Here is an 11,842-nt window from a genome sequence, read left to right on the forward strand (position 1 = left end):
TCAGACAAGGAGCAACCTAGCAGTCGTGTCTGACATGGATTCATACCCGGAGTGGGTGGAATCCAGCGTGGTTCAGGGCGCGAGGAACAGGCTGGCGCCGCTCATCAGGCGCTTGTGGACGGCGCGGGTGTCCAACTGGATGAGCGCCTCCGGCGACTCCTCTGCCTGCTCTTCGGCGGAGAGCGAATCCCATTCCTCGGTGTCGAGCACCTCCGGGACCACGAGCGTGCGCAGGTCGGGCTGCTTCGGGGGCTTGATGGGCGTGCGCCCGTGCATCACGTAGTGCGTGAGGTGCTTCACGCGCAGCAGGGACGGGTCGCCAAAGAGGGTGAGCCACGCGCCCGAGCCGGAGTCGAGCAGCTCCGCCTCCACGGCGCCCGCCACGTACGCGATGCTGTCCGCGGCCCGGGTGACGAGCGCTTCGCGCACGCGCAGCGTGCCGGTGCACACGAAGGAGAACCCGACGCCCACGTAGAGGTTCCGGCAGGTGACGTCGCCGAACACGATGAGGACGCCGTCGTCGTGCTTGCCGGTCGACACGAGGACGTTGCCGTCGACCTCCAGGGGCCCCATGACGAGGGTGTAGGGATTGGACGGCGTCCACGTCGCGGAGCCGGTCTGCTTCACCTGGGAGCGCTCGTCCCAGGGCTCTTCCACGTCGAGCGTGAGCAGATTCCTGACGAACTCCTGGAGCTTCTCCGGGGCCGTCTGGAGTTGGGGCGGAGGGGTGGGCCTGGGGGGCATTGGCGTGTGTCCTTTCAAGATTTCGGGCCCGCGTGGAATGACACGTCACGGGGGCTTCGGGTAGCATTCTCCGCGAGCTGTCGGGCCGGCGAAGCGCGAGTGAGCCATGAGCGATTTCCCCCGGAAGCAGGATGCGTCGTCACCTCCCACCCCGTCCGAGCCCGCCGCGCCGGAGCGCCGCCGCAGGGGCCGGATGCTCCAGGCCGCCTCCGCCGCCGGTGCGGCCCTCGCGGTCTCCGGGTGCGAGCCCTTCATGACCACCAACCCGGCGCCCTGCATCTACGACGGCGGCTTCTATGATGACGACTGCGACCCGAGCAACGGCGTGAACGGAGAGCCCCAGCAGCACGCCGACGCGGGCGCGGATGCCGGGACGGATGGCGGGACCCTGGTGAATCCGTAGGGCGGTGCGAGCCATGGCCTCCGAACTCTTTGAAATCGACCTGACGGACGGTCCCGCGCTGACCCTGCATGAGCGGGCCACGGGGGACCTCGCGCAGCGCTATCCCTGGGCGTCGATGGATCCGTCCTGCTACCCGCCGCTGCTGGTGGAGCGGGCCCGGCACTCCTGGACCCTGCGCGCGCTCAACGAGTTCGGAAGCGCCACGGTCATGGGACAGCTCGTGCAGGTGCTGGGCGAGGCGCGTGTCCCGCTGGACCTGTGGAGCCTGGCGGCGCGCTTCCCCTCCGAGGAGATCCACCACGTGGAGCTGTGCGCGCGGATGGCCATGTGCCTGGGCGGGGGCACCCAGTTGTCGTACGACCCGGCGGCCTTCGCCGTGGCCTTCGACCCGTCGCTCACCTTCCTCCAGCGCGCCAGCGAGCTCATCGTCCAGGTGTGCTGCGTGGGGGAGACGCTCTCCTTCGCGCTGCTGTCGGGCTGCCTGCGCGCGACGTCGCATCCCCTGACGCGCGCCGTGCTCACGACGCTCGTCCAGGAGGAGGCGCTGCACGGGCGGCTCGGGTTCCTGTATCTGGATTGGATTGCCCCGGAGCTGGGGCCCGCGGAGAAGGAGCGGCTGGGGCGCGTCGCCCGGCGGACGCTGGATGCCCAGGCGCCGCTCTGGGAGAAGCTTCGCAGCTCCACGAAGGAGGGCGTCACCCGCGAGGGCTTCCTCCTGGAGCACGTGAACGCGCTGGGCTGGATGGAGTCCCAGGACTACATCGCGGTAACCCACGAGACGGTGGAGGCGCAGGTGAAGGCGCCGCTCCTGCGCCACGGCATCCGCGTTCCCTGAATCATTCCTCGACGGTGGCGAGGAACGCCGTGCCGTTCGCCTCGCACCAGCGCCGGTAGGTCTCCAGCCGGTCCGCGGACGTCACCCGTCCGAGGACCTCGCCGTCCGGGCCCAGGTATTCGATGGCGCCTCGCACGTTGATGAGCAGGACCACCGGTTCGTCACCGACGACCTGCCAACTGTCGACGTTGCCGGGCGGCTCGTAGACGTAGGTGCCCGGGCCAATCACCTCGCCGGTGTCGAGCAACTGGCGGCGGCCCGCGACGTTGAAGCCGTGCGCCTCGCCGGTGTGGCGGTGCCGGGGGATGCGGGTGCCGGGCTCCAGCCGGAAGAGGTACATCCAGCCACTGCCGTCCCGGAAGAAGCGGAGCGGCTTGAAGGAGAGCCCGGGAGGCCCCATCGGGGTCCACTGCATGCGGTCGGAGTCGATGGGGTGCGACGCGAAGTCCATGGATGGGTTCATGACGGCAGGGTGCCTTGTTCCTGGACCCGTGGCAGGGCCAGGAATGCTGAATCCCATTGGACCAATCCGTGGGAGCATTCCGCATGGACTTCCACGTCGACCTCCAGGACCGCAGGGACCTGTCCGGGAACATCTACCGGGAGCTGCGCGCGGCCATCCTCGACGGGCGCCTGCGCAGAGGGGAGCGATTGCCGCCCACCCGAGAGCTGGCGCTGCGCCTGGACGTGTCCCGCAACACCGTGAGCCTGGCCTACGAATGGCTCACCGCCGAAGGACTCCTGGAAGCGCGCACGCGGGCGGGCAGCTTCGTGCAGGGCGAACCCCTTCCCCGGGAGGCCCGGAAGGGACAGGCCTCGCGCGTGCGGCTGCGGGCCCGGGCCTTCTGGCGCGAGCAGCCGGATGCACCCGAGCGTCGGCCTCCGACGGGCTATGGCTTCGACGTCGGGGTGCCGGATGCCCGGCACTTCCCCTTCGATACGTGGCGGCGGCTGGTGGCGCGCCAGCTCCGCGCCGCCGCGCTGCCCGCGGGATATGCGGACGCGGTGGGGCATCGCGGATTGCGAGAAGCGGTGGTCCGGCACGTCGGCGTCGCGCGAGGGGTCCACGCGGACGTGGAGGACGTCCTCATCACGAATGGCGCGCAACAGGCCATCGATTTGGTGGGCCGGGTGCTCATCGAACCGGGAGACTGTGTCGCGGTGGAGGAGCCGGGCTATCCCCCCGCGCGTCAGGTGTTCCACTCCCTGGGGGCGCGCGTGGTGCCCGTTCCCGTCGACGCGGAGGGGCTCGACGTGCGGGCGCTGCCGGACTCCGCGCGGCTCGTCTATGTCACGCCCTCGCACCAGTTCCCGCTGGGCATGCCCCTGTCTCCCGCGAGGCGCGGTGCGCTGCTGGAGTGGGCCAGGCAACGCGACGCGGTGATTGTCGAGGACGACTACGACAGCGAGTTCCGCTTCGGAGGCCGCCCCCTGGAGACGTTGCACGGCCTGGACCGCTCCGGCCGCGTCCTCTACGTCGGCTCGTTCTCGAAGGTGCTGCTCCCGGGGCTGCGGATGGGATTCCTCATCGCGCCCCCTTCACTCCAGCGGGAGCTGCGCCTGGCCCGGCGCGTGATGGACTGGCACGGTCCGTTCGCCGAACAGGCGGCCCTCGCGCGCTTCATCGACGGAGGCATGTTCGCGCGGCACATCCGGAAGCTGCGGCGCGAATACGCGGAGCGACATGCGCGCGTGGAGGAGGGGCTGGCGCGGCACTGCGCGGAATGGCTCGAGGTCGTGCCGTCGCTCGCGGGCCTGCATCTGAGCGCGACCTTCCGGCGGGGCGGTTTGAAGCTGGAGCGGGAGGCGGTGGAGCGGGCCCGGGCGGCGGATGTCGGACTCGTCACGCTCTCGCGTTACTACGCCGGCCCCCGCGCCCGGCCCGGGCTGGTGCTGGGCTATGGCTCGCTGCCGACCGCGCGCATCCCGGAGGCAACGCGGCGCCTGGGGGCGTGCCTGGCCGCGGCGTCGGGCGGGCCCTGAGCGCGAGGTGGCTTGCGCGGCTCCCTGCCGCCCCCGGCCGTCACCCCGAAGGCTTTCATGCATAGGTGATGACTATCGATCCATTGGCGCCAGGGCCCTCACGGTGGCCGGAGGCGAGGTCTATATGTGTCCACGTCGCGGTCGCGGTGACGCCCCGGCGCACTCCGATTCCCCCTGGACCCTGGAGCCTTCGATGAATGCCTTCCTGACGCCGTACCGCATGACCTTCCTCGCGCTGACCACCTCGCTGATGGGGCTGGGCTGCGCGTCTTCCAACAAGAGCACGACGGGTGAATCCATGACGACGACGACGCAATCGCAGAAGGCGGAGAACGTGCACGTGGGCCTGCTGGTGCGCCTGGAGGCGAAGCCGGGCAAGGAGGGCGACGTGCAGAAGTTCCTGGAGGGAGGCCTGCCCCTGGTCCACGAGGAGCCGGCGACGGCGCAGTGGTTCGCGCTGCGCTTCGGTCCGTCCTCCTTCGGCATCTTCGACACCTTCGCCGACGACGCGGGCCGCAAGGCGCACCTGGGCGGCAAGGTGGCCGCGGCCCTGATGGCGCAGGCGCCGGAGCTCCTGTCGACGCCTCCGTCCATCGAGCAGGTGGACCTGCTCGCCGTCAAGGCTCCGGGCACTCCGGATGCGACCGACCAGAAGGCGCTGGTCGTCATCCTGGAGGCGAAGCCGGGCAAGGAGGGCGACGTGCAGAAGTTCCTGGAGGGCGGGCTGGCCATCGTGCGCGACGAGCCGGCCACCCTGCACTGGTACGCGCTGCGCCTGTCGCCGACCACGTTCGGCATCGTGGACACGTTCCCCGACGAGGCGGGTCGCCAGGCGCACCTGGGCGGCAAGGTGGCCGCGGCCCTGATGGCGCAGGCGCCGGAGCTGCTCGCGAAGCCGCCGGTCATCGAACAGGTGGACGTGCTCGCCGTGAAGCGCTGAGCGTCCTCCGGCCGTGAGGACGCCGGGCGCGGGTCACCTCCTGGGGTGACTCGTGCCCGGCTTCATTTCAGGTGCCCGGGCGCGGGCGGCCCGCGCTCTCCAGCAGGGTGCGCCAGAAGAGCTTCGCGACCGGCGGCGCGGTGCGGTCCCCGGAGCGCAGCAGGGACACGGTGCGCTGGAGCGACGGTTCGACGAGGGGACGCGCGGTGGCGGCGCCGGGCAGCAGCGAGTGTTCAGGCATGAAGGCGAAGCCGACGCCCGCGGCGACCAGGCTCTGCACCCACTCCTCGCGCTCGGTGCGGTAGCTGGCGTACAGCGCCACCTTGCGAGAGGTGCACAGCGCCCCGACCTCTTCGCGCATCTCGCAGGAGAGCCGGTCGATGTAGGGCTCGTCGGACAGCTCCGCCAGCCGCACGGTGTCCTGCGCGGCCAGGCGATGGCCGGGGGGAAGCACGACGAGATAGCGCTCGTCGTAGAGCGGGGTGACGACGCACCAGTCGGGCGTGGGCGCGGCGGCGTGGGTGATGACGAGGTCCACCTCCGCTTCCTCCAGGTGTCGCAGCACCTTGTCGCGCGTGCCGACCTGGAGCTCCACCTCCACCCCGGGCGCCACGGCGCGAAACGCCGCCAGATAGCCGGACAGGCGCGCGGGGCCGATGGTGCACAGCACCCCGACGCGCAGGGGCACCTGCTTCAGGCGGCGGTGGTTCTCCGCGATGAGCGCCACGCTCCGGCTCTCATCGTCGATGCGCTGGAGCCGGGGCAACACCAGCCGGCCCAGGGGCGTGAGCTTCGCGCCACCCCGGTCGCGCAGGAGCAGCGGCCCGCCCAGCTCCACCTCCAGCTTCTTGATGGCGGCGGTCAGCGTGGGCTGTGACACGTGGCAGCGCTCCGCCGCGCGGGTGAAGCTGTGCGCCTCCGACACCGCCAGGAAGTACCGGACCTGATGCATCTCCATGCGGCGCAGGCTCGCCCGTCGCCGGTGGGGAGGCAACCCGCGCGGACTCCAGGACGCGCCTTTCCAGGACCCGGGGTGGATTGACGAAGGATTGCCAGAAGTGGCCTGATTCCTTCCACATGCTCAATGCCGTCGAGGGGGAAGTCGAATCCCAGCCCATGTGTCCGAGCCATCCCGCCCGGGAGGCGGTGCGGACGTGTGAGCGCTGTGGCAGGTATGCCTGTTCCTGGTGCGAACGCGAGGGCGGTCAGTGCCGCGAGTGCTCGCGGCAGGCCGCGCTGGCGGTGCCGGATTCACGCGTCCGCGCGCGGCGCGCGACCTGGGCGCTGGGCACCTCCGCCGCCATCACCGCGCTGGCCCTTCCCCTGGGACTCTGGGGCGTCTTCGGCTCCGAGGGGAGCGTGGACCTGGACGAGATGCGGGTCCTGTATGGCTTGCTGTCCATCGGGAGTGGAGTGATGGAGATCGTCGGGCAGATCTTCTTCTTGATGTGGCTGCACCGGGTGGTGCGTCAGCTCAAGGCCTGGGGTCAGGACATCGGGACCAGTCCGGGCTGGGCGGTCGCCTTCTGGTTTATTCCCTTCGCGAGCCTCGTGAAGCCCTATCAGATCGTCAAGGCCATCGCGGAGCAGGTGGGGGGCTCCTATCTGGCCGCCAGCCTGCCGCTGTCGCTCTGGTGGGGTACGAACATCCTGGCCCGACTGCTCAACCGGGTGGAGCAACAGACGTTCGACAAGGTCGGGACGATCGAGGGGGCGCCAGCCTCCGCCAGTTATGCCATTGGCCTCGGCACGACGCTGTGCTCCGTCGTCACGGTGGTCTGCTGCATCCAGATCCTCCGGGTCATCCAGGAGCAGCTCGACCGGCGCCGCGCGGGGATGGAAGCTCCGTACATTCCACCCACGGAGGAGGACGCGCCCGTCGCGGCGTGAGTCAGGCGGGGCGCGCCGAAGAGGCTCACGGGGTGGGAGCTGGCTTGGGCATCCGGGTCACGTGGCTGGCGGCGAGCTTCCACTGGCCTTCGCGGTGGACCCAGGTGTCGGTGAACTGGAAGTCGCCTTCGAAGCGCGTCTTGCCGGAGTGGCCCTTGAGGGTGGTGATGCCGGTGACGATGGCGGCGTCGCCGTACAGGCGGATCTTCTGATGGTGGTTGCGGAAGACCTCGTAGACGGGATCCTTCTTCACCACCTCCGCGAGGTTCTGCTCCAGGTTCGTCACCGTGCCCTGCGAGTCCGTGAGCGTGAAGCGCGCATCCAGGCTCTTGCGCAGGGTGTCGGCATCGCCGGTCTCGAAGGCACGGCAGAGGGCCGCTTCGACCTTGAGCAGGTCGCGCTCGTCCTGCGCGGGGTCACGTGCTTCCGCGCTGCTCGCGGCGATGGCGAGGACGGTGGTCAGCGTGGTCTGGAGGTTCATCCGCGGCTCCCGGCGTAGGTGGAGGATTCGGGCGAGCGAAGCACATCCGCCCGTCGGTCGTCCAAGCGCGGCCTGGTGCTCAGTCTGGCGCGGCGACACGCACCAGTTGCTTGCCCAGGTTGTGGCCTTCGAACAGGCCCCGCAGGGCCGTGGGCGCCTGCTCCAGTCCCTCGGCGAGGGTTTCAGCGCAGACGAGCTGCCCCTGGGCGGACCAGGTGGACAGCTCGCGGAAGGCCTGGGGGAAGCGCGAGACGTGATCGGGGAAGATGAAGCCTTCCATCCGCGCCCGTTGGAAGGCGAGCTGCATGTAGTTGCGGGGCGCGACGCCGTAGCTGTCGTCCTTGTAGCCCGAGGCGATGGAGCCGCTGAGCACCACTCGTGCATCGCGCGCGAGGTGGTCCAACGCGGCCTCCAGCACCGGGCCGCCCACGTTGTCGAAGACGACATTCACGCCCTGGGGCGCCAGATCCCTGAGCCGCGCTCGCACGTCCTCGGACTTGTAGTCGATGCACGCGTCGAACCGGGCGACCCGGGTGACCCAGTCCACCTTGCGAGGTCCACCCGCGATGCCGATGACGCGGCAGCCCCGGAGCCGGGCCACCTGTCTCGCGATGGAGCCGACGCTGCCTGCGGCGCCGGAGACCAGGACCGTTTTCCCCCGCCGCCGCGCGGCCAATGTCGGTGACGCCGAGCCAGGCGGTCAGCCCGCTCGCTCCGTAGAGGTTCAACATCGTCTTGGGGTCGATGCCATCCGGCACCTTGTTGAAGCCGAAGAGGCCCGCATCTCCGGTCAACACGTAGTCCTGCCAGCCCGTCAGTCCCGCGACGTGGTCGCCCACCGCGATCCGCTCCGTCCGGGAGGCGATGACCCGGCCGACACCCGCGCCGCGCATCACCTCTCCGAGCGCGACGGGTTGGGTGTACGTCGCGCGTTCGTTGAGCCACGTGCGCTGGGTGGGTTCAATGGCCAGCCAGAGGACGCGGACGAGCCCTTCGCCGGGCCCAGGCGTGGGCACCGGCCCCTCGCGCAGCTCGAAGCAGTGGTCGGAGACCTCATGCCGGGGACGGGCCCGCAGCACCCACTGGCGATTGACGGGAGAGCTCACGGCACCTCCCTGGCGAACGCGGGGGCCGCGAGGCGCCGCGCGCAGTCGCGGATGTCCTCTGGTCATGCGCGGGTCCACTTGTTGAAGCGGGTGTGGTCGCCGGCATAGAGTGCGCGGGCCGTTTCCTCGTAGCCCGGTGCGTTGCCGGCCATCGTGGTCATGAAGCGGCCCGTGGCAGCCTGGGCCTGACGGACGCGGTCGGCATCGCCATGGGTCGCGCAAGTGGCCTCTACCAGCTTGCGCAGCGTCACGGAGGCGCCGCCCGGCTGGGGTGGCCAGCCATTCCCAATGCCGGGGCAGGAGTGTGACTTCGCGGGCCACCACGCCCAGCCTTGGACGTCCGGGACCTTGAGGCTCGTCGGCTCCATCCGACGTCGGCGCGGGCGCCGGCTGGAGGCGGGCGAGCACCTCCTCCAGCGAGCCGCGCAGGTGGAAGTCGACCGGTCGGCCCGTGGCTTCATCGAACGGCAGGAGGGGCTCGGAGTCGCCCGCGTCGAGCGCGTGGCGGGCCGCAGTGACGACCTTCGCCGGAGGGCCGGAGGCAAACAGTCGCTGTCCCGCGAAGGCGGTCCAGCAGGCGGAAGGCGAAGGCATGGTCAGATATTACCCGGGTAATATCTGGTGTGCTTCGTGCCCGTCCTGCGATGGGCCGAGGGCTTCTGGGAGCGGAGAGGGCGGCGGTCAACCGATGGTATCCGCAGTCTCAATAAGGCCAATGGTCCGCTCAGCGTTGCGCTCCTGATCTCGGACCTGGTTCCTTGGCGACCCCTTCTGCTGAGGTAGGACGGAAGTTCCTGTCCCGGCGTGTGAATTGCTTCGATTTATTGAACTGCTGGTTGGTGAGGTGGGTAGATTTGAGGCCCTATGGCAATCCACAGAGGTAGACGGGGATTGGCGGGCATGGGAGGCGGGCTTCCTGGCCTGGGCTTTCAAACCCTGGGGCAATCTGGAATGCTTGTCAGTCTCGACTGAAGGCTCCCTGCCAGGCCCGTGAACTCAAGCCCTCACGCCTCGTCCCCTCGCTGGTCCATTGAGTCCGACCAGTTGTGCATCTCCCTGCTCAATCTTGCCCCTGACCTGGCTTCTCGCGTCCGCCTCCGACGGGACGAGTGGACGTCAAAGGGCTGGTGCGACGTCCAGGAGCTTCGCTTGCAAAGGGAGCAATGGGTCTCGCTCGGCCGCCCTATTGACAAAGGCGCGGATGAGGAAGAACGCGACTGTCTTCGTGAGGAATGGGCCTCGTTGCAGCACTTGCTCATGGACCTGCTCGGGATCGAGCGGCAGGACATTCGCTGCGACGTTGTAGGCGTTCCGGGCGGATCCCGGACGCAGTACAAGGTACGAATCGATGACGAGCCGCTCCCGGGGGGATGGGAGGTTCTTCCCTGGGTTGTAACGTCCAGGGATGGAAAGGCCCTCCCTCTGTCTCCAACAGCGGCATGGGCTTGTTCCGAAGCGCGCACCGCGACCCATGCTTCGCCACAGGAACAACTGTCGGTGCTGGCGCGACTTCGCAGCCTGTTGGACGACGCGTCCCAGTTGATGGGAGGTCGTATCCACTTCACTCCTTCAGGCTTCCTCAAGACCTTCGAACCTCAGGTCGTGAGCCGGGTGGGACTGCGTTGGGAGTCAGAGCCGGATGCCGAAGACGTTGTCTCCTTACGCTCGTATGCTGTTCTCAAGGATGGCGCGCAGGCTCCCTTGCCCCTGTCCTCGGTCCGTTCAGGGGGAATTGCAGGCAGCGACAGTCGTCGACCCCTCTTGCTTCCTGAGGGGGCGGAAGAGGTGCTGGAAAAGGCTCGTCCGTTGCAGCGCCGTCTTGTGGGCGACGTGGCGAAGGAGATGGAAGACCCCACGCTCCTTGTTCCCGAAGGGCGGGACGTTGACTCCATCCTGGACCTTTCGCAGTACTCGCAGCGAGTCGCGGGTTTTGAGCTCATCCGTGGGAGACAGCCAGGGGCGGGAAGAGAGGCAAGCGGTCTCATCTGGATCGATCCCCCAACGGACTCCGATGCTTTTGGGCTGACGATTCATGTCGGGCAGGGTGACGGGTCGGAACCTCTCCGCATCCAATTGCGGTCGCGCGAGGAGTCGATGGACCTCCTGACGCGAAATGACGCTGCGCTGAAGCAAGCACCCACCAGCGCCCTGACCGTTGGAGGGCACCGAATCCTTCCCAGCGAAGCCCTGGGTCGCCAGCTCCGCACGGCGCTCAAATTGTCGGAGCAGCCTCCCGAGGGTGGTGAGTCCGGCGTGGCGCTGGAGGCAGGGCCGCGTTCCCAAGGGAGGGAGGCTGCAATTGTTCTCGAATTGGGTGCAACGAAAGAGGGTTCGGGAAGGCTTCCGAAGAGTTCGAATCCAGTGCCGTGGGACCTTCTACGAACCGCCTTCTGCCCAGGAGTTGCGCTCAAGCCCCACCAACAGGAGGGGCTTGCATGGCTGTGGCGCCACGCCCAGACCAATTCTCCGGGGGTTCTGCTCGCGGATGACATGGGGCTCGGAAAGACGCTGCAGGTCGCCTGCTTCCTGACCCTCCGTTTGCTTGGCAGCGGTGGTGGTGTGCGTCCGCAACTGGTGGTCTGTCCCACGATCTTGCTCGACAACTGGAGGCAGGAACTCGCCCGCTTCTTCCAGGAACACGTTTGGGAGAATCCCTTCATTCTCCATGGCGCGGATCTTCGCGCCGTCAAGCGTGGTGATGGACTCAATACCGAGTTCCTCTCGCAGCAACAGTTGATTCTCACCAACTACGAGACGCTCGGGGCCTATCAGCGCTCCTTGTTGAAAGTGGACTTTGACGTCGTCGTTTTCGACGAGGCGCACAACCTCAAGAACCCCGACACGTTGCGCGCCCGTGCTGCCCGTGCGCTCAAGCGGTCCTTCGCGATCGCCCTGACGGGCACTCCGGTCGAGAACGAGTTGTTCGACGTCTGGGCCGTCTACGATGCGATCCAGAGCCGAGAACCACGTGTCTTCGGTGCGCGGTCCTCCTTTCGTGCGGATCACTCCGGGGACCAGGGCGGCGCGAGCCTTCGACTCCGGCTGGGATATCCTTCGGAGGAATGCACGCTTCTGCGCCGTGAAAAGGCGCAGGCTCTCAAGGACCTCCCTCCGAAAATCTATCAAAGCAATGCGGTGGAGATGACGGCCCTCCAGGAAGAGCAGGAGCGGCTCATTGCGCAGCAGGCGCCGAAGCGAGGTGCGTTTTGGTCACTGGCCGCGCTGCAGAAGCTCTACCAGCATCCCGCCCTGCTTTCGGACTCAAGAGGGATGTCGGTCGAGACCGCTCTTCGGGAGAGCCCGAAGACTCGACTCTGTCTGGAGCTGTTGGCAAGGGTGGAGAGCCAGGGCCATGGCGAACGAGCGGAGAAGGCGCTGGTGTTCGTCCTCTCTCGTGCCATGCAGGAACTGTTGGCTCGACTCATCGAAGAGAAGTTCCGGTTGGACAGCGTCCCCGTCA

At 68.2% G+C, this 11,842-nt stretch carries 12 protein-coding genes and 3 pseudogenes; 7 read left to right on the forward strand and 8 right to left on the reverse strand.

Annotation, left to right across the window (positions count from 1 at the left end; all coding sequences use genetic code 11):
• Nucleotides 1–72: 72 nt before the first annotated feature.
• Nucleotides 73–744: a hypothetical protein gene (locus OV208_RS25635; RefSeq protein ID WP_267576526.1), complete on the reverse strand. Its 672-nt coding sequence runs from the start codon at nt 742–744 to the stop codon at nt 73–75.
• A gap of 106 nt (nt 745–850) precedes the next feature.
• Between OV208_RS25635 and OV208_RS25640 the strand changes: the two genes are divergently transcribed.
• Together OV208_RS25640 and OV208_RS25645 are read left to right on the forward strand one after the other, a co-directional pair.
• Nucleotides 851–1,147 (forward strand): hypothetical protein, encoded by a 297-nt coding sequence (locus OV208_RS25640; RefSeq protein ID WP_267576527.1) that lies wholly within the window; start codon nt 851–853, stop codon nt 1,145–1,147.
• A gap of 13 nt (nt 1,148–1,160) precedes the next feature.
• Entirely contained in the window at nt 1,161–1,982 is an 822-nt protein-coding gene (locus OV208_RS25645; protein ID WP_267576528.1) for a hypothetical protein, read from the forward strand.
• A gap of 1 nt (nt 1,983) precedes the next feature.
• Here the strand turns inward: OV208_RS25645 and OV208_RS25650 are convergent, their stop codons facing one another.
• Nucleotides 1,984–2,445 (reverse strand): cupin domain-containing protein, encoded by a 462-nt coding sequence (locus tag OV208_RS25650; RefSeq protein ID WP_267576529.1) that lies wholly within the window; start codon nt 2,443–2,445, stop codon nt 1,984–1,986.
• An 83-nt stretch (nt 2,446–2,528) separates the two neighbouring features.
• On the opposite strand from OV208_RS25650, the gene OV208_RS25655 reads away from it, so the two are divergent.
• The 3 genes and pseudogenes from OV208_RS25655 to OV208_RS41405 all read left to right on the forward strand — a co-directional run bounded on the left by OV208_RS25655 (nt 2,529) and on the right by OV208_RS41405 (nt 4,905).
• Nucleotides 2,529–3,965, forward strand: coding sequence for a PLP-dependent aminotransferase family protein (locus OV208_RS25655; RefSeq protein WP_267576530.1), 1,437 nt, complete (start codon nt 2,529–2,531; stop codon nt 3,963–3,965).
• A 298-nt stretch (nt 3,966–4,263) separates the two neighbouring features.
• Nucleotides 4,264–4,593: pseudogene (locus OV208_RS41400) on the forward strand (putative quinol monooxygenase); the annotation flags it as partial.
• A complete protein-coding gene (locus tag OV208_RS41405; protein ID WP_420715049.1) occupies nt 4,573–4,905 on the forward strand; it encodes a putative quinol monooxygenase in 333 nt (110 codons plus the stop codon). The pseudogene OV208_RS41400 and the gene OV208_RS41405, both read left to right, overlap by 21 nt.
• Nucleotides 4,906–4,972: 67 nt before the next feature.
• On the opposite strand, the gene OV208_RS25665 is transcribed toward OV208_RS41405, so the two are convergent.
• Nucleotides 4,973–5,899: a LysR family transcriptional regulator gene (locus OV208_RS25665; RefSeq protein ID WP_267576532.1), complete on the reverse strand. Its 927-nt coding sequence runs from the start codon at nt 5,897–5,899 to the stop codon at nt 4,973–4,975.
• 83 nt (nt 5,900–5,982) lie between these two features.
• Between OV208_RS25665 and OV208_RS25670 the strand changes: the two genes are divergently transcribed.
• Nucleotides 5,983–6,795: a DUF4328 domain-containing protein gene (locus OV208_RS25670; protein ID WP_267576533.1), complete on the forward strand. Its 813-nt coding sequence runs from the start codon at nt 5,983–5,985 to the stop codon at nt 6,793–6,795.
• A 25-nt stretch (nt 6,796–6,820) separates the two neighbouring features.
• Here the strand turns inward: OV208_RS25670 and OV208_RS25675 are convergent, their stop codons facing one another.
• The 5 genes and pseudogenes from OV208_RS25675 to OV208_RS25695 form a co-directional block, all read right to left on the reverse strand.
• The gene (locus OV208_RS25675; protein ID WP_267576534.1) at nt 6,821–7,276 is read right to left on the reverse strand and encodes a nuclear transport factor 2 family protein; all 456 of its coding nucleotides are present in this window, start codon (nt 7,274–7,276) and stop codon (nt 6,821–6,823) included.
• Nucleotides 7,277–7,355: 79 nt separating this feature from the next.
• The gene (locus tag OV208_RS25680) at nt 7,356–7,877 is read right to left on the reverse strand and encodes an MDR family NADP-dependent oxidoreductase (RefSeq protein ID WP_267576535.1); all 522 of its coding nucleotides are present in this window, start codon (nt 7,875–7,877) and stop codon (nt 7,356–7,358) included.
• A 232-nt stretch (nt 7,878–8,109) separates the two neighbouring features.
• Nucleotides 8,110–8,448 (reverse strand): annotated as a pseudogene (locus tag OV208_RS25685) (hypothetical protein); the annotation flags it as partial.
• Entirely contained in the window at nt 8,445–8,633 is a 189-nt protein-coding gene (locus tag OV208_RS25690; protein ID WP_267576536.1) for a DUF2239 family protein, read from the reverse strand. The pseudogene OV208_RS25685 and the gene OV208_RS25690, both read right to left, overlap by 4 nt.
• Nucleotides 8,634–8,703: 70 nt before the next feature.
• Nucleotides 8,704–8,976: pseudogene (locus OV208_RS25695) on the reverse strand (DUF2239 family protein); the annotation flags it as partial.
• Nucleotides 8,977–9,879: 903 nt separating this feature from the next.
• Between OV208_RS25695 and OV208_RS25700 the strand changes: the two are divergent.
• Nucleotides 9,880–11,842: DEAD/DEAH box helicase (locus OV208_RS25700; RefSeq protein WP_267576537.1), on the forward strand; the 1,963-nt coding region annotated here is incomplete at its 3' end.

Source organism: Corallococcus sp. bb12-1 (assembly GCF_026626765.1).
Classification (GTDB): domain Bacteria; phylum Myxococcota; class Myxococcia; order Myxococcales; family Myxococcaceae; genus Corallococcus; species Corallococcus terminator.

Excerpts from the sequence above, each read along its gene's own strand:
- OV208_RS25650 (WP_267576529.1), bottom strand. The coding sequence starts at position 2,445 with ATGAACCCATCCATGGACTTCGCGTCGCACCCCATCGACTCCGACCGC.
- OV208_RS25645 (WP_267576528.1), top strand. The coding sequence starts at position 1,161 with ATGGCCTCCGAACTCTTTGAAATCGACCTGACGGACGGTCCCGCGCTG.
- OV208_RS25640 (WP_267576527.1), top strand. The coding sequence starts at position 851 with ATGAGCGATTTCCCCCGGAAGCAGGATGCGTCGTCACCTCCCACCCCG.
- OV208_RS25635 (WP_267576526.1), bottom strand. The coding sequence starts at position 744 with ATGCCCCCCAGGCCCACCCCTCCGCCCCAACTCCAGACGGCCCCGGAG.
- OV208_RS25655 (WP_267576530.1), top strand. The coding sequence starts at position 2,529 with ATGGACTTCCACGTCGACCTCCAGGACCGCAGGGACCTGTCCGGGAAC.
- OV208_RS25675 (WP_267576534.1), bottom strand. The coding sequence starts at position 7,276 with ATGAACCTCCAGACCACGCTGACCACCGTCCTCGCCATCGCCGCGAGC.
- OV208_RS25670 (WP_267576533.1), top strand. The coding sequence starts at position 5,983 with ATGCTCAATGCCGTCGAGGGGGAAGTCGAATCCCAGCCCATGTGTCCG.